Below are 16210 nucleotides of genomic sequence, written 5' to 3'. Positions count from 1 at the left end.
TCAGACCGCTGCGTAGGCGACGATGCCACGGCGCACAGCGTCCGTCGCCCGCCGGGCGGTCTGGGCGAGGTCCTCGTCGCCCGCGTTCCGGATCTGGTCGAGGAGGTCGATGACCTGCTTCGACCAGCGCACGAAGTCGCCGGCCGGCAGGTCGAGCGTCCGCAGGACGTCGTCGAGCGCGGAGCCGGACGCCCACCGGAACATGCCGACCGCGGCGGCCGGGGTGGGCGGCTGCGAACCCGCGAGCCGAGCGTCGCGCTCGATGTCGTCGAGGCGGGACCAGATGGTGAGCGTCTCGTCGAGCGCCGGACGGAAGGCGCCCCGGGGCAGGGCGTGCTCGGTGCCGGGGGCGTCCTCGCGGCGGGGCTGGTACACGATCGTGGCGGCCATCGCGGCGAGCTGCGCGGGCGTGAGGTCCTTCCAGACCCCGGCCTCGAGGCACTCGGCCACCAGGAGGTCCCGTTCGCCGTAGATGCGCTGCAGTCGTCGACCACCGGCGGCGACCGTCGCCTCGCCGTCACCCGTGGGGACGAGGTAGCCGAGCTGCAGGAGCACGTCGGTGACGCGGTCGAACGTCGTGGCGACCGCACCCGTGCGGGAGCGGATCTGCTGCACGAGCTTGTCGTTGGCGCGCTTCAGCTTGTACCAGCGCTCGGACCAGCGGGCGTGGGCCTCGCGGTCGGGGCAGGCGTGGCACGGGTGGCGCTGCATCCGGCGTCGGACGTCGGTGATCGCCGCCTGGCGCTCGGCGCGGGCGCCGTGCGAGGCCTCGCGGCCGCCGGGCACGTTCGTGCGCTCGAGGTCGGAGAGCTCGCGGCGCAACGCCGCGTACTCGGTGAAGTCGCCGAGGTGGCACTGCATCGCCTGCTGGTAGCCGTCGAGCGACTCCTGCTGCGACCGGACCTTGCGGGCGAGGTCGACCACCGATCGGTCGGCCTGGAACTGCGCGAACGAGGTCTCCAGGACCTCGCGGGTGCGCTGGCGCCCGAACTGGTCGATGAGGTTCACGGCCATGTTGTACGTCGGCTTGAACGAGGAGTTGAGCGGGTACGTCCGCCGGCTCGCGAGCGACGCCACGGCCTGCGGGTCGAGGCCGTCGGACCACTGGATGACCGAGTGTCCCTCGACGTCGATCCCACGGCGGCCAGCACGCCCGGTGAGCTGCGTGTACTCCCCCGGCGTGATCGGTACCCGGGCCTCGCCGTTGAACTTCTCGAGCTTCTCGAGCACGACCGTGCGCGCGGGCATGTTCACCCCGAGCGCCAGGGTCTCCGTCGCGAACACGACCTTGAGGAGCTTGCGCTGGAAGAGGTCCTCCACGACCTCCTTGAACGCCGGCAGCAGCCCCGCGTGGTGCGCCGCGACGCCGCGCTCGAGTCCTTCGAGCCACTCCCAGTAGCCGAGGACGGCGAGGTCCTCGTCGAGGAGGGTCCGGCAGTGGTACTCGGCGGTCTCGCGGATCTCGTTGCGCTCCGGTGCCGTCGTCAGGGACAGCCCGGAGCGCAGGACGTTCCGGACGCCCTGGTCGCAGCCGTTGCGGCTGAACACGAAGAAGATCGCGGGCAGGAGCATGCGCTCGTCGAGCATGTGCGCGATCCGCTCGCGGTGCAGCTTCTCGGTGCGCGGACCGCGACGGTCGTGGTACCCGCCACGACCCCGGCCGCCCCGGTGTCCGCCGCCGTGCCGCTCACTGCGGGCAGCGCCGCCGACGAGCCGCAGCAGTTCGGGGTTCACGCGGTTCGTCGCCGCCGCACCGCTGGAGTCGAACAGGTCCACCATCTTCGACCCGACGAGCACGTGCTGCTCGAGCGGCACCGGACGGTCCTCGGACACGATGACGTCGGTGTCGCCGCGGACGGTCTGCAGCCAGTCGCCGAACTCCTCGGCGTTCGACACGGTGGCGCTGAGGGACACCAGCCGGACCTCGGTCGGGAGGTGCAGGATCACTTCTTCCCACACGGCACCGCGGAAGCGGTCGGCGAGGTAGTGCACCTCGTCCAGCACCACCCAGGCAAGGTCGTCGAGCAGGTCGGAGTCCGCGTAGATCATGTTGCGGAGCACCTCGGTCGTCATCACGACCACCCGGGCGCGCGGGTTCACGTTCGTGTCGCCCGTGAGAAGACCCACCTCGGACTCGCCGTAGACGTCCACCAGCTCGGCGTACTTCTGGTTGCTCAGCGCCTTCATCGGCGTCGTGTAGAACACCTTCGCCGTGGGCTGTCGCATCGCCAGCCAGATCGCGAACTCCGCCACGATCGTCTTGCCCGCACCGGTCGGTGCGGCCACGAGGACGCTCCGCCCCTGGTCCAGCGCATCACACGCGGCGAACTGGAACGGGTCGAGGTCGAACCGCAGGTCCGCGCGGAACAGCTCGAGGTTGCGCGAACGGTTCCGGATCTTTGCAGCGGCGAAGCGTTCGGCGGCGCTCGGTCCGGCGGCGTCCTGCTGCTTGCCGGGACTCACAGTCCGTACTCTTCGTCGAGCTTCGCCTGGCGCTTCGCGACCCGGCGGTCGTGCAGCCACGCGACGAAGCACGCCGCGACGTAGAGCACGATCATCGGGACGGCGAGCAGGAACATCGAGATGACGTCGGCGCTCGGCGTGACGATCGCGCAGAAGACCAGGATGCAGAGGATCGCGATCCGCCACGACTTCATGATCGAGCTCGCGGACAGCACGCCGACGAAGTTCAGCAGCACGAGGAACACCGGCAGCACGAACGCGATGCCGACGGCCACGATGAGCTTGATGACGAAGTCGTAGTAGGCCTTCGCGTCGACGATGGAGGTGTCCTGGCTCGACACGAAGCTGCCGAGGATGCCGACCACGTGCGGCAGGATGTACCACCCGAACCAGCAGCCCGCGAAGAACAGCGGGATCGCGGTGCCGAGGAAGCCGAACACGTACTGCTTCTCGCGCCGGACCAGTGCCGGGACGATGAACGCCCAGATCTGGTACAGCCACACCGGGCTCGAGATCACGATGCCGATCGTGATCGCGATCTGCAGCCGGAGGTCGAACGCGCCCGTGATCATCGGGAAGTTCAGCTCGGCCGTGTGCCCGCCGACCTTGGCGAGCTGCGCGACCGGGGACCGCAGCGCGTCGAGCACGAACGGGGTGAGGAACCATCCGCCCACCGCGCACACCGCCACCGCGATCACGGCCTTGAACAGGCGGTTGCGCAGCTCGATGAGGTGCTGCCCGAGCGACATGCGGCCGTCGGTGTCCTTCGTCGGACGCCCGGTCCGCCTCGCTCGCCCGCGCGCGGTCGTCGAAGCCATGTGCACGATCCTACGGGACCGGGGCCGACAGTCCGCCGCGGGCGCGTGCGTTCGCACAGGCGGCGCGCGCGGCGTCGCGTCGATCCTTCCCAGAACGTGCGCGATGGCAAGCGGAAACGGGCGTACCTGGTCAGAAAAACCAACCAGGTACGCCCGAATCGGCCAGGTACGCCCGATGGCGGACGGGAGGCGCGGGGCGGGCTGACACCGTGCCTCCAGGCCGTCGCCGGGTCGTGCCAGGCGCGGGGCGCACGCCGGACCGATCCTTCCCAGAACGTGCGCGATGGCAAGCGGAAACGGGCGTACCTGGTCGGAAGAACCAACCAGGTACGCCCGAATCGGCCAGGTACGCCCGATGGCGGACGGGAGGCGCGGGGCGGGCTGACACCGTGCCTCCAGGCCGTCGCCGGGTCGTGCCAGGCGCGGGGCGCACGCCGGACCGGTCCTTCCCAGAACGCGTGCGATCGCAAGCAGAAACGGGCGTACCTGGTCAGAAGAACCGACCAGGTACGCCCGATTCGACCAGGTACGCCCGATTCCGGACGGGAGGCGCGGGGCGGGCTGGCACCGTGCCTCCAGGCCGTCGCCGGGTCGCGCCGGGCGCGGGGCGCACGCCGGACCGGTCCTTCCCAGAACGCGTGCGATGGCAAGCGGAAACGGGCGTACCTGGTCGGAAGAACCGACCAGGTACGCCCGGTTCCGGACGGGAGGCGCGGGGCGGGCTGGCACCGTGCCTCCAGGCCGTCGCCGGGTCGCGCCGGGCGCGGGGCGCACGCCGGACCGGTCCTTCCCAGAACGCGTGCGATGGCAAGCAGAAACGGGCGTACCTGGTCGGAAGAACCGACCAGGTACGCCCGAATCGGCCAGGTGCGCCCGATTCCGGACGGGAGGCGCGGGGCGGGCTGACACCGTGCCTCCAGGCCGTCGCCGGCTCGCGCCGGGCGCGGGGCGCACGCCGGACCGGTCCTTCCCAGAACGCGTGCGATGGCAAGCGGAAACGGGCGTACCTGGTCGGAAGAACCGACCAAGTACGCCCGTTTCCATCAGGTACGCCCAGGCCGGGCGCGGGCCGGACCGCGGCCCCCGCGTCGCGGCGCGCCTCAGTACGCGGCGACCGCTGCGGCGGCGAAGTCGCGGACCGCGGCACGCGCCGCGGGCGGGTCGAGCACGACCGCGCGGCCGGGCAGCCCGGCGACCAGGCGCACGACGCCGTCGAACCCGTTGGACGCCGCGAGCCGGATGCGTACCCGCCCGTCGTCGTCGGGCGCGTCGGCGGTGTCGGCGAGGAAGTCCGCCACGAGCGGCAGCGACGACGAGTCGAGCTCGACGGTGACGATGACGTCCTCGGCGGCCTGCTGGAACAGCGTGTCGGGGATCACGACGTCGTCGGTGGACTTCTCCGCAGCGCGGTCGTCGACCCGGACTGCCGACATCCGGTCGAGCCGGAACGTCCGGAGCGCCTGTCGGTCGAGGTCCCACGCACGGAGGTACCAGTCGGTGTCGATCGACTCGACGCGCAGCGGGTCGACCCGGCGCGGACCGCCCTGGGTGCGCGGACCGGCGTACTCGAAGGCGAGCCCGCGACCGTCGGCCATGGCGCGGCGGATCGTGGCGAGGGCGACGTCGTGCAGGTCCTGACCGACGGCGACGTTCGCCGCCGCTCCCCCGGCTCCGCGGGACAGCTTCGCCATGAGCGCCCGGATGGCGTCGCGGTCGGCGGCCTCCGGGAGCGCCGACAGGTACTGCAGGCCGGCGATGAGGGCCGAGGCCTCGCGGGCGGAGAGCCGGGGCGAGTCGTCGATCGCGACGAGGTTCGTCAGGACGATCATGTCGTTCTGGTCGAAGTCGTCCCACGCGATGTCGAACAGGTCGCCGTGCTGGTACTGCATCGTCTCGCCCGGGACACCGGACACCGCGATGAGCTCGACGGCTCGGCGGATCCGGGTCTCGGGCACGCCGAAGTGGCGGGCGGCCTCGGCCACGGAGACGCGCTCCCGGTCGATCAGGTACGGGACGAGGGCCAACAGGAACGCGAGCTTGTCCTGCGCCTGGAGCGGTTGCTGCTCAGCCACGGTCCGTCCCTTCGTGGTCGGCGACGAGTGCGCGGAGGCGCGCGATCACGCGGTCGCGCAGGTCGGCAGGCTCGAGCACCTGGACCTCCGGCCCGAAGGCGGCGAGTTCCTCGGCGAGGATCTGCGGGTCGACGTGGTGCAGCACGAGCACCCCCGCGTCGTCCGTCTCGGTGTCCCGGCGGCGCGCGAGGCGGCGTTCGGCGTCGGACCCCGGCGCGACCCGGATCCGGGCGGTGCGGGCGGCCCAGATGCGCTCGAGCTCGGCGAGCGTGCGCTCCCCGGCGCCGGCGGGTGCGGGGTGCTGCCCGACCTCGTACTGCGTGACCGGTCCGACGATCCGCGAGAGCAGGTAGTTCTTGTCCGTGCCGCTGGCGAACTCGTGCGCCGCGAGCATCCACCGGCCGCCGTGCTGGACCAGCGCCAGGGGTGCGACCTGCCGCCGGCGGGCCTCGTGCTGGCCGGGCGTGATGTAGTCGAACCGGACCGCTGCAGCACGGTCGAGCGCGGAGCGCAGCGGTTCGAACGCGACGTCCCGGGCACGGAGGCGCGGGGCGTAGGCGTCGACGCCGATCGCCCCGGCGCCTTCGTCGTCCTCCGACCCGGCGGAACGGACCTTGAGGAGCCCCCGGCGGGAGTCCGCGGAGAGCGCGCCCTCGCGCCAGGCCATCGCCGCGAGCGACAGCAGCGCGGATTCGTCCGGCGTGAAGCGGACGTCGACGGGCAGGTCGTACTCGCCCTTCGGGATCCGGTACCGCAGCGTCTGGTTGTTGCCCGCGGCACCCGGGGTCTCGATCGTCTCGAGCGGGATGCCGAGCTCGCGGACGTCGTCCTTGTCGCGCTCGAACTGGCGCTCCAGCGAGGCGTTGTCGCCGCCGGTCGTGAACCGCTGGCGGTATCCCTGCACGTTCGCGAGGATCTCGGACTTCGTCAGCCCGGACTCCGTCGAGAGCAGCGCGAGCACCAGGCTGAACAGCCGTTCCTCGGCAGGCACACGGGGCACACGGGTCGCTGGCACGAGCCGATCCTACGGCAGCGCGGGTGCACCGAAGTGCACCCGCGCCGCGGTCCGTGGACGGTCGGTCGAGGTCAGCTCGAGACCTTCCCGAGGACGTCGATCACGTACGCGTACGCGGTGCCCTGCTGGTGGACGATCGCGAGCACCTGGTCGCCGACGCGGTGTCCGACGATGGCGTTCCGGACGCCCTCGGCGACCTGACCCTTGGCGAGCGGCACGGTCTGCGCGCCCGAGCCGTCGGTCCAGCTGGAGCCGGCGACGGTCGCGTCCGCGCCGTCCGTGCCCCACGTGACGGCGGTGTACTTGATGAGCGCGGTGTCCTTGGCGGTCAGTTCCGCACCGGAGCCCTTGCGGAGCAGGTGGGTCTCGTCGGAGGACGGCGCCTTCCACGACGGGATCGTGATGCCGGGGGCACCGGACGGGGCGAGCACCACGGCGGGCATCCCGTCTCCCGCGAGCTGCGGCGTCCCGGTGGCGCGGGCATCGAAGGCCTTCTTGACGTCGATGACGGCGATGACCGCGTCCTCGGTCTTCCCCGAGCTCGTGCCCGTGTCCCCGGTGCTGCCGGAGCTCAGCGCGCTCTTCGGCAGCGCGACGGCCAGGCGGTCGCCCACGTGCGCGCACTCGAGTGCGGCACCGAGGGCACCGTAGTTGTCGGCACCCGCGGTGATCGGCGCGGTCTGTCCGGAGTACCCGCTCGTCTGTGCGACCTCGCCCGTGGCGCCGTCGACCAGGGTGTACTCGATGACGACGGGGGTGCCGTCCTCGATCTCGCGCCCGTCGCCGGTCCGCAGCACGGAGACCTGCGTCCCCTTCGTGGTGAGGCCGCTCGGGACGGAGACCTTCGGCTCCTTGCCGAACGAACCGCTGGCGGTCACCGCCTCGGACGCGGCACCGGGAGCAGCACAGCTCGACGGCGTCGTGCCGGCCCCGCTGGACGCGCAGCCGGTGAGCGCTGCGGCGAGGCCGATTGTGACCAGGAGTGCGGGGATGGTGCGCACGGACCCTCTTTCCGTTCGATGCAGGACGGGCACGTCGCGTAGCCTACCGGTCGCTCTCAGCAGCGCCGTCCGCCTCGGCCGCTGCGACCTTGCGGGCCTGGGCAGCGGCCTGGCGTGCGACCTTGCGGAGCTTCTTGTCGCTGGCCGATCGCTCGCCCACGGCGCCGGGGGTCCAGGCCTCGATGTCCTCGTCGGAGAACTCGACCTTGCCTGCGCGACGCTTCAGGTTCGGCAGGACGACTCCGTCTGCCAGACGACGTGCGGTGACGAGGAAGCCGGTGTGCCCGACCATGCGGTGGTCCGGGCGGACGGCGAGACCCTCGACGTGCCAGGTGCGCACGAGGGTCTCGCTCGACTGCGGGTCGGTGAAGCGGCCGGTGTCCCGGAGCGCCTCAGCCGTGCGGGACAGCTGCGTGACCGTCGCGACGTAGCAGACGATGAGTCCGCCGGGCACGAGGGCGTCGGCTGCGGCGTCGACGCACTCCCACGGCGCGAGCATGTCGAGCACGACGCGGTCGACGCTCTGCGGCTCGGTGGCTCCGGGCAGTTCCTCGACGAGGTCCCCGACGGTCACCGACCAGTTGTCCGGCACGGCGCCGAGGAACGTGCCGACGTTGCCCCGGGCGATCGCCGCGAACTCCTCGCGGCGCTCGAACGACTGCAGCTGACCCGTCGGGCCGATCGCACGCAGCAGGAACAGGGAGAGCGCGCCGGAGCCGACCCCGGCCTCGACCACGCGGGCACCCGGGAAGACGTCGGCGAAGGCGACGATCTGGGCGGCGTCCTTGGGGTAGACGATCGCCGCGCCGCGGGGCATCGACATGACGTAGTCGTTGAGGAGCGGACGCAGCGCGAGGTACTCGTCGCCGGTGCTCGCCCGGATGACGGAGCCGTCCGGCTGGCCGATGACGTCGTCGTGCCGGAGCACGCCGCGGTGCGTGTGGTACTCGCCGGCGACCTCGAGCGAGAGCGTCGTCAGCTTGCCCTTCGGACCGGTCAGCTGCACGCGGTCCCCGGCGCGGAACGGCCCGCGCGGCGGCGTGTGCGGTGCACCGCCGGAGGTGTGCGGCAGGGCTGCCGTGGCGTCGGCGGGGTTCGGGACGGCGTCGGTCATCGTGCGACCTCCTGGGTGCGGGCGGCGAGTGCCGGACCGGTCAGCTCGAGGAGCCGGTCGACGTCGACGTCGGCGAGGGTGGTCAGGTGCACGTCGCCGCCGGTGATCTCCGACAGCGGGACGAGGTGCTCGACGGCGACCGTGACGGCCCCGGAGGCGACGGCCGAGGCGACCCCGGTCGCGGAGTCCTCGATGGCGACGCAGGCGGTGGCGTCCACCCCGAGCTGCGCGGCGGCGGACAGGTAGGCGTCCGGGAACGGCTTCGGGCGCTCGACGTCGTCACCGGCGACGACGACCCGGAAGCCGCGCTCGCCCAGGGCCTCGGCCGCGACGAGGGCCATCTTGCGACGGGACATCGTCACGAGGGCGGTCGGGATGCCGCGGGCGTGCAGCCCCTCGATGAGCTCACGCGCGCCCGGACGCCAGGGCAGCTCGGCGTCGCGCAGTCGCACCATGACGTACTCCGTCATCCACTGGATGATCTCCTCGACCTCCATGTCGACGCCCTTGTCGCGGAGGATCTCCCCCGAGCGCTCGAGGCCGCTGCCCACCAGTGCGAGGCCGTCCTCGTGGGTCCAGACGACGCCGTAGCGGTCGGTGAGCTCGACCTGGGACTGCTGCCAGATCGGCTCGGTGTCGATGATCGTGCCGTCCATGTCCCACAGCACGGCTGCGGGCAGGACTCGGTCGGGATGCTGGGCGGTCACGGGCGACGAGTCTACCGGGGCGGTCCGACGCGCTTTCCGCTCAGCGCGGACGGGCGGGCGTGGGGAACGCCGACGGCCCTATCCTTGTTGCCTGAATCGTGTCCGGCCGAGTGCGGCCTGCGCCGCTCCCGCCCCACTCCACCACCAGGAGGTCCCGTCCGTGCCACAGCACTCCCCCTTCAGTGACGGACGACTGCTCGTCGTCGCGTTCGAGGGCTGGAACGACGCCGGAGAAGCGGCGAGCGGTCTCGCCAGGCGCATCGTCGAGTCGCTCGAACTCGACGAGCTCCGTGAGCTCGACGGCGAGCGGTACGTCGACTACCAGTTCAACCGTCCGAACGTCGGCACCGACGAGAACGGCGGGCGCGGCGTCCAGTGGCCCCGCATCGTCCTGCACGGCCCCGGCGCCGAAGGACGGCCCGTGATCGGCGCGACCGGCTCCCCCACCGAGCGTGACGTCTTCGTGCTCGTCGGACCGGAGCCCTCCCGCACGTGGCGTGGCTTCTGCGCCGAGATCATCGACCTCGCCGACGTGTACTCCATCGACGCCGTGGTCTTCGTCGGCGCCATGCTCGCCGACGTCCCGCACACCCGGCCCATCTCGGTCTTCGTGTCGAGCGAGAACGCCGGCGTGCGTGCCGCGTTCGACGTCGACCGCTCGTCGTACGAGGGGCCGACCGGCATCCTCGGTGTGCTCGCCGACGCCATGGACAAGGCCGGCCTGACCACCCTGTCGCTCTGGGCCTCGGTGCCGCACTACGTGCACAACTCGCCGTCGCCGAAGGCCACCCTCTCGCTGCTCGACAAGATCGAGGAGCTCACCGACGTCACCGTGCCGCGCGGATCGCTGCTCGACGACGCGACCGAGTGGGAGGAGGGCATCGACGCCCTCGCAGCCGACGACGAGGACATGGCGTCCTACATCGGCCAGCTCGAGCAGGCGCGTGACACGGTCGACTCGCCCGAGGCGTCCGGCGACGCCATCGCGCAGGAGTTCGAGCAGTACCTGCGTCGTCGGGAGCGCAAGGACGGCAAGGACGGCGGCACGGCCGGCGGCGAGGGATTCCGCCCGCCGCAGCCGCCGCAGTAGACGCACCCCACGGACGGCCTGGAGGCGCGGTGCCAGCTGGCACCGCGCCTCCCGTCCGTCGGTGGGTCGCGCCGGGCGCGGGGCGCCCCCGACGTCGCGGAGACCGTCGCCCGCGCGTCAGCCCAGGCGGATGCCGAGCAGGGCGTCGACGAGGTCGACGAGTTCCGGCGTCACCGCGGTGCCACCGGCGATCGCCGTGTCGACGGCCGCGACCGCACCGGGCGTGTCGAGGTCGTCCGCGACGCGGGCACGCACCCGCGCGACCACCTCGGCAGCGTCGTCGGCATGACCGGCGTCCGCACCGGACGCCCAGGCGTCCCAGGCCGCCAGTCGCGTCACGGCACTGACGAGCTCGGAGTCGAACCACTCCCAGTCGTCGGAGTACTTGTGCGACAGCAGCGCGAGCCGGATCGCCCGCGGGTCGGCGCCGTCGTCGAGCAACCCCCGCACCGTGACGAGGTTGCCGAGCGACTTCGAGATCTTCTCTCCCTGGTACGCGATCATCCCGGTGTGCACGTAGGCGTTCGCGAGCGGCTGGTGCGCGAGGGCCGCGGCGTGCCCGGCGCTCATCTCGTGGTGCGGGAAGACGAGGTCGCTGCCGCCGCCCTGCACGCTGATCGGCAGGCCGAGACGGTCGCCGGCGATGACGCTGCACTCGATGTGCCAGCCAGGGCGGCCGGCGCCGAGGACCGTGTCCCAGCTCGGCTCCCCCGCACGGGCGGCGCGCCAGAGCAGCGGGTCGAGGGGGTCGCGCTTGCCGGGACGGTCCGGGTCGCCACCACGCTCGCCGGCCAGGCGCAGCATCGTCTCGCGGTCGAGTCCGCTCTCGTCGCCGAGTGACCACGCCTCGGTCGGACGGTTCACGTCGAAGTAGACGTCGTCGCCCTCGGAGTCGGCGGTCGGGACGTCGTAGGCGTAGCCGGTCTCCTGCAGGAAGGCGACCGCCTCGGCGACCCGCTCGACCTCGTCGGTGACGGCCACGTAGTCGTCCGGGGGCAGGATCCGGAGCGCCTCCATGTCACGGCGGAACAGCTCGATCTGCGACGCCGCGAGCTCGCGCCAGTCGACGCCGTCACGGGCAGCACGCTCGAGCAGCGGGTCGTCGACGTCGGTGGTGTTCTGCGCGTACTCGACCTCGAACCCCGCGTCGCGCCAGACCCGGCCGAGTGTGTCGAACGCCAGGTAGGTGGCCGCGTGCCCGAGGTGGGTGGCGTCGTACGGGGTGATGCCGCACACGTAGAGCGCGGCGCGTTCCTCACCGCAGGTCGGGTCGACGGGCTTGCCGGTCGCCGTGTCGTGCACGACGGGTCGGGGCGCAGAACCGGGGACTTCGGGGACGGACGGGACCTGCCAGGCCCTCACGGCTGGATCACTCCGAGCGACAACAACACGAGGAGAACGATACCGAGTGCGATGCGGTAGACGACGAACGGCATGAAGCTGCGCTTGCTGATGTAGTTCATGAACGCAGCGATCACCACGAACCCGACGACGAACGCCACCACCGTCGCGATCAGCGTGTCCGCGATGCCGAACGGTGCCCCGGTGTCCCCGAGGCTCGTCGCGGCCTCGTACAGGCCGGACAGGAACACCGCGGGGACGGCCAGCAGGAACGCGAAGCGCGCGGCAGCCGGACGGGTGTAGCCGAGCGCGAGGCCCATCGACACGGTCGCCCCGGAGCGCGAGACGCCCGGCACGAGAGCGAGCATCTGCGCGAGGCCGATCAGGATGCCCCCGCCGAACGTCATGTGCTCGATGCGCCGGACCTTCTTGCCGACGACGTCGAGCACCCCCAGCACGATGCCGAAGACGATGAGGACGATCGCCACGATCCAGAGCGACCGGAACGTGGTCTCGATCGAGTCCTTCAGCACGAGTCCGGCTACGCCGATCGGGATCGTCCCGAGGATCACGAGCCAGCCGAGACGGACGTCGGGGTCACCCTTGGGGACGTCCCGCCGGAAGACCGAACGGAACCAGCGCCCGATGATCCGAGTGATGTCCTTCCAGAAGTAGATCAGGACGGCCGTCTCGGTGCCGAGCTGGGTCACCGCGGTGAACGCCGCACCCGGGTCCTTCGCGTCGGGCAGGAACAGCCCCACGATCCGGAGGTGTGCGCTCGACGAGACGGGCAGGAACTCGGTAAGCCCCTGGACGAAGCCGAGGAAGATCGCCTCGAGGATGTGCATCGAGCGGGCCTTTCACAGGGGGTCGGTCAGAACACCGCCACGATGGCGACCATCCACAATATCAGTACGTGGCGAGCAGGTCCCCGAGGACACGGCGCCCGAACGCGAGCGAGTCCAACGGCACGCGCTCGTCGACGCCGTGGAACATCGCCGGGAAGTCCACACCTGCCGGCAGCTGCAGCGGCACGAACCCGTAGCCCGCGATGCCGAGCGTCGACAACGCCTTGTTGTCCGTCCCACCCGACAGCAGGTACGGCAGCACCGGAGCACCCGGGTCGTGGCGGCCGAGGACGTCCCGCACGGCGTCGACCAGCGGACCACCGAAGTCCTGCTCGAGCCCGATGTCCCGGAAGGACATGACGACCTCGACGTCGTCGCCGGCGAGCTCCCGCACGCGGGCGAGCACGGACTCCTCGTCGCCCGGGAGGCAGCGGATGTCGACGAGCGCCTCGGCCTGGTCCGGGATGACGTTGTGCTTGTACCCGGCGTTGAGCACCGTCGGGTTCGACGTCGTGTGCAGCGCCGCGTGGATGAACCGCGAGGCCGACCCAGTCGCCAGGGCGACCTCGTCCGGACCGGTCACCGTCGGGTCCACCCCGAGGAACCGGGCGACCTCGGCCACCATCGCGTCCGTCGTCGCCGACAGGCGGACCGGCCACTCCTCGCCGCCGATGCGGGCGACAGCCGCTGCGAGCTTCGTCACCGCGTTGTCGCGGATCACGTGCGAACCGTGCGCCGCCGTGCCCTTCGCGACGAGCTTGATCCACATCAGCGCCTTCTCGCCGGTCTGCAGCAGGTACGCCCGCCGGTCGCCGAGCGTGATCGAGTACCCGCCGACCTCGCTGATCGCCGCACTGGCACCCGCGAAGACCTCGGGGTGGTGCTCGACGACGTGGTGCGAACCGAGGACCCCACCGGCTTCCTCGTCGGCGAAGTACGCGATCACGAGGTCGCGCTCCGGAGCACCCTGCTGTTCGATGAGGTCGGCGAGGGACGTCAGCATCATCGCGTCCATGTTCTTCATGTCGACCGCGCCGCGGCCCCAGAGCATGCCGTCCTTGACCTCGCCCCCGAACGGGTCGACCGACCAGTTCGCGGGGTCCGCGGGCACCACGTCGAGGTGTCCGTGCACGACCAGCGCGGGCTTGTCACGGTTGCGCCCCGGCACCCGAGCCACGACGCTCACCCGGTCCGGCTCCGACTCGAACAGCTGCGGCTCGAGCCCGAGCGCCTGCAGCTTCGCCTCGACGTAGTGCGCCGCCTCGGTCTCGCCGCGGGACTTCCCCTCGCCCCAGTTCGTGGTGTCGATGCGGATGAGGTCACGGGCGATCGCCGCGGTGGCCTCGAGGTCGGTCAGCGTGGCCTCCGGGTTCGTCATGCCCCAACGCTACCGGTGCGCACCCACGAGCCCGGTGTCGGCCGTCACAGCAGGACGCGCCCGGGATGCGCCGCCGTGTTCATCGGGCGTTCAGACCCGTGCTAGTGTCTTCTCTCGGCAGGAACGCCGGGGAAACAGCCCGGAACGACGGCCGACAAGTGAAGAAACACCTGTCCGGGTGGCGGAATTGGTAGACGCGCTAGCTTGAGGTGCTAGTGCCCGTATTAGGGCGTGGGGGTTCAAGTCCCCCCTCGGACACAGGAAATGGGATGCCCCCTGGCCTTTCGGCCCGGGGGCATTTCCTGTTGTGTCTTCCCGGCGAGTGCCGCCGTCGCTTCGCTCGGGGCGTCACCGCCTCTGGCCAGTTCGCTGCGCTCACGGCCCCGTGTGGCCAGTTCGCTGCGCTCGCGGCCTCCCGTGGTCACCTCCGGTAGGTCGGGTCACCGCGGCGAGTCATTTCCGGTAGGTCGGGGCACCGCGGTGCGGTGGTCACGACACCGCGGCTGTCGATCGGCGCGTGCGGTGTCGGAACGCCCGCGCGAACCGCCGTCGGGTCGAGCCGGGAGGCGGGCGGTGCGACAACTCCGGTGTCGTACGACGTCGGAGTTGTCGCACGGCCGCGGGTGCAACAGTTGCAGACGCGACGGAACGACAACGGCGCTGTCGTACGACGTCGGGGATGTCGTTCCGGGTCGGCCGGGCAGCGTGCGTCCCAGCGCACCCACCGACGGACGGGAGGCGCGGTGCCAGCCGGCACCGCGCCTCCCGTCCGTCAGGAACGCGCGCCTAGGACTTCGACGCCTCGACGAAGTTGCTGCGCGGGTCCGTCTCCTTGATGAGCGAGGTCGCGTCGCGACCCGACACGGCGCCGGTGACCCAACCGATGATGATGCGGGCCTTCCGGTTCAGCGTCGGCATCGCGTACACGTGGTACGCCCGGTGCGCGAGCCAGGCGAGCAGGTTCGTCATCTTGATGCCCTTGATGTTCGCGGCACCCTTGGCCACACCGTACGACGCGACGGTGCCGATCGACGGGTGGCGGTACTCCTCGAGGGGCTTGCCCGTGATCGTCGCGACCACGTTGTCCGCGGCCACCACGGCCTGGCGGACGGCGTTCTGCGCGTTCGGCGGGTAGTACGCCGGCTGCTTGTCGGCGGTCAGGTCGGGGACCTGCGCGACGTCGCCGAGGCCCCAGACGCCCGGGACGACCTCGTGCGTCTCCTCGTTCTCGACCTGGAGCTTCGCGTTGGCGGCGAGGTGCCCCTTCGGTCCGCGCGGCAGGTCGGACGCGTCGAGGAGCGGGTTCGGCTTCACGCCGGCCGTCCACACGAGCAGCCCGGTGGCGAACTCGTCGCCGTCGGAGAGCTTCACGACGCCGCCCTCACAGCTGGGCATCGTGGTCTTCAGGCGGACGTCGATGCCGCGGGCACGGAGAGCCTCGAGGGTCCACTTCGACAGTTCGGGGCCGACCTCGGGCGCGACACGGTCGAGCGCGTCGATGAGGACCCAGCGCGGGTGCTCCCCCGCGAGCGACGGGTAGGTCTTGATCGCGGCCTGGGACACGTCGAACAGCTCACCGATCGCCTCGACACCGGTGTAGCCACCGCCGACGAAGATGCTCGTCAGGAGGCGACGACGCTCGTCCTCGTCGCGGGTGGCTGCGGCCTTCGCGATGTTGTCGAGGAGCTTCGCACGCACGTAGGCGGCTTCCTCGACGCTCTTGAAGCCGACGCCGTACTCCTCGAGCCCGGGGGTCGGGAACGTGCGCGTGACCGAACCGAGGGCGACGACGAGCTGGTCGTAGCCGAGCGTGCGGTCGTCGCCACCGGCCGTGGCGATGGTGACGGTCTTGTCGGCCGACGAGATGCCGGTGACCTTCCCCTGGATGACGCGGGTCTTCCGGAGCGCGCGACGCAGCTCGACCGTGACGTCCTTCGGGGCGATGTGGCCGCCGGCGACCTCCGGCAGGAACGGCAGGTAGGTGTAGTACGTGTTCTGGTCCACCAGCGTGATCCGCATCGGCACCGTGGCCGCGTGCTTCTGGAGCTGCTTGACGGTGGTGTAGCCGGCGGAACCGCCGCCGAGGACGAGGACGTGAGGGATGGAGTCTGCCATTCCCCCGGTCTACCCGAATACGGCTTGTGATGTCATGAGCCGCGCGGGCGGTCGCGCAGACGCCACCAGGCGGTCTCGGCGAGCTCGATGCCCATGTAGACGCCGTGCGGGGTGCGACGGGACTCCGTGAGGGAGAACCGACGCAGCCGGTAGCCGCCACCGAACCGGTCGATGATCGCCTCGGGAGAGGACTCCGCGTCCCGCTTGACGTACCAGGTGCGGTCGTCGACGGCCTCGATCACGCCGTG

General features: G+C 71.3%; 13 protein-coding genes and 1 tRNA gene. 2 read left to right on the top strand and 12 right to left on the bottom strand.

The genetic code is table 11. From position 1 onward, the window contains the following. The 7 genes from CRP27_RS02005 to CRP27_RS01975 all read right to left on the bottom strand — a co-directional run bounded on the left by CRP27_RS02005 (position 1) and on the right by CRP27_RS01975 (position 9190). Positions 1–2463, bottom strand: a complete 2463-nt coding sequence (locus tag CRP27_RS02005) for an RNA helicase (protein WP_097179084.1) — start codon at positions 2461–2463, stop codon at positions 1–3. After that, on the bottom strand, positions 2460–3212 hold the full coding sequence (gene tatC / locus CRP27_RS02000; RefSeq protein WP_097179599.1) for a twin-arginine translocase subunit TatC: 753 nt from the start codon (positions 3210–3212) through the stop codon (positions 2460–2462). The genes CRP27_RS02005 and tatC overlap by 4 nt, the downstream gene beginning before the upstream one ends. A 1169-nt stretch (positions 3213–4381) precedes the next feature. Next, positions 4382–5353 (bottom strand): YafY family protein, encoded by a 972-nt coding sequence (locus CRP27_RS01995; RefSeq protein WP_079236070.1) that lies wholly within the window; start codon positions 5351–5353, stop codon positions 4382–4384. Continuing rightward, positions 5346–6368 (bottom strand): YafY family protein, encoded by a 1023-nt coding sequence (locus CRP27_RS01990; RefSeq protein WP_097179083.1) that lies wholly within the window; start codon positions 6366–6368, stop codon positions 5346–5348. The genes CRP27_RS01995 and CRP27_RS01990 overlap by 8 nt, the downstream gene beginning before the upstream one ends. Positions 6369–6439: 71 nt before the next feature. Continuing rightward, positions 6440–7369 carry an FKBP-type peptidyl-prolyl cis-trans isomerase gene (locus CRP27_RS01985; RefSeq protein ID WP_097179082.1) on the bottom strand — a complete coding sequence of 310 codons (930 nt, stop codon included), beginning with the start codon at positions 7367–7369 and terminating at the stop codon, positions 6440–6442. Between the two features lie 43 nt (positions 7370–7412). Next, complete coding sequence (locus tag CRP27_RS01980) at positions 7413–8483, bottom strand: tRNA (adenine-N1)-methyltransferase (protein ID WP_255257398.1); 1071 nt, start codon at positions 8481–8483, stop codon at positions 7413–7415. Beyond that, positions 8480–9190, bottom strand: coding sequence for an HAD family phosphatase (locus CRP27_RS01975; protein ID WP_255257397.1), 711 nt, complete (start codon positions 9188–9190; stop codon positions 8480–8482). The genes CRP27_RS01980 and CRP27_RS01975 overlap by 4 nt, the downstream gene beginning before the upstream one ends. A gap of 160 nt (positions 9191–9350) precedes the next feature. Here CRP27_RS01975 and CRP27_RS01970 point away from each other — a divergent pair, with 160 nt between their 5' ends. Further along, positions 9351–10280, top strand: coding sequence for a proteasome assembly chaperone family protein (locus CRP27_RS01970; RefSeq protein ID WP_079236073.1), 930 nt, complete (start codon positions 9351–9353; stop codon positions 10278–10280). Between the two features lie 117 nt (positions 10281–10397). Here the strand turns inward: CRP27_RS01970 and mshC are convergent, their stop codons facing one another. The 3 genes from mshC to CRP27_RS01955 form a co-directional block, all read right to left on the bottom strand. Then, on the bottom strand, positions 10398–11642 hold the full coding sequence (gene mshC / locus CRP27_RS01965) for a cysteine--1-D-myo-inosityl 2-amino-2-deoxy-alpha-D-glucopyranoside ligase (protein WP_097179080.1): 1245 nt from the start codon (positions 11640–11642) through the stop codon (positions 10398–10400). Next, complete coding sequence (locus CRP27_RS01960) at positions 11639–12469, bottom strand: undecaprenyl-diphosphate phosphatase (protein WP_097179079.1); 831 nt, start codon at positions 12467–12469, stop codon at positions 11639–11641. Before CRP27_RS01960 ends, mshC begins: the two co-directional genes overlap by 4 nt. Positions 12470–12530: 61 nt before the next feature. Further along, positions 12531–13847 (bottom strand): M20/M25/M40 family metallo-hydrolase, encoded by a 1317-nt coding sequence (locus tag CRP27_RS01955; RefSeq protein ID WP_097179078.1) that lies wholly within the window; start codon positions 13845–13847, stop codon positions 12531–12533. A 172-nt stretch (positions 13848–14019) separates the two neighbouring features. Between CRP27_RS01955 and CRP27_RS01950 the strand changes: the two genes are divergently transcribed. Further along, positions 14020–14105: transfer RNA gene (locus CRP27_RS01950), tRNA-Leu, on the top strand. 528 nt (positions 14106–14633) lie between these two features. Here CRP27_RS01950 and CRP27_RS01945 read toward each other — a convergent pair. Both CRP27_RS01945 and CRP27_RS01940 read right to left on the bottom strand, forming a co-directional pair. Then, positions 14634–15962, bottom strand: a complete 1329-nt coding sequence (locus tag CRP27_RS01945) for an NAD(P)/FAD-dependent oxidoreductase (protein ID WP_097179077.1) — start codon at positions 15960–15962, stop codon at positions 14634–14636. Between the two features lie 32 nt (positions 15963–15994). After that, on the bottom strand, positions 15995–16204 hold the full coding sequence (locus tag CRP27_RS01940) for a hypothetical protein (protein WP_079236078.1): 210 nt from the start codon (positions 16202–16204) through the stop codon (positions 15995–15997). Positions 16205–16210: the final 6 nt, after the last annotated feature.

The organism is Curtobacterium sp. 314Chir4.1 (assembly GCF_900215175.1).
In the GTDB taxonomy this organism is placed as follows: domain Bacteria; phylum Actinomycetota; class Actinomycetes; order Actinomycetales; family Microbacteriaceae; genus Curtobacterium; species Curtobacterium pusillum_A.
The sequence above is the reverse complement of the archived record's forward strand: the minus strand, read 5'-3'. Positions and strand labels throughout refer to the sequence as shown.

What these genes read in the sequence shown, in the direction of transcription:
- tatC (WP_097179599.1), bottom strand. Translation starts at nt 3,212, where the DNA reads ATGTCGCTCGGGCAGCACCTCATCGAGCTGCGCAACCGCCTGTTCAAG.
- CRP27_RS01980 (WP_255257398.1), bottom strand. Translation starts at nt 8,483, where the DNA reads ATGACCGACGCCGTCCCGAACCCCGCCGACGCCACGGCAGCCCTGCCG.
- CRP27_RS01960 (WP_097179079.1), bottom strand. Translation starts at nt 12,469, where the DNA reads ATGCACATCCTCGAGGCGATCTTCCTCGGCTTCGTCCAGGGGCTTACC.
- CRP27_RS01955 (WP_097179078.1), bottom strand. Translation starts at nt 13,847, where the DNA reads ATGACGAACCCGGAGGCCACGCTGACCGACCTCGAGGCCACCGCGGCG.
- CRP27_RS01945 (WP_097179077.1), bottom strand. Translation starts at nt 15,962, where the DNA reads ATGGCAGACTCCATCCCTCACGTCCTCGTCCTCGGCGGCGGTTCCGCC.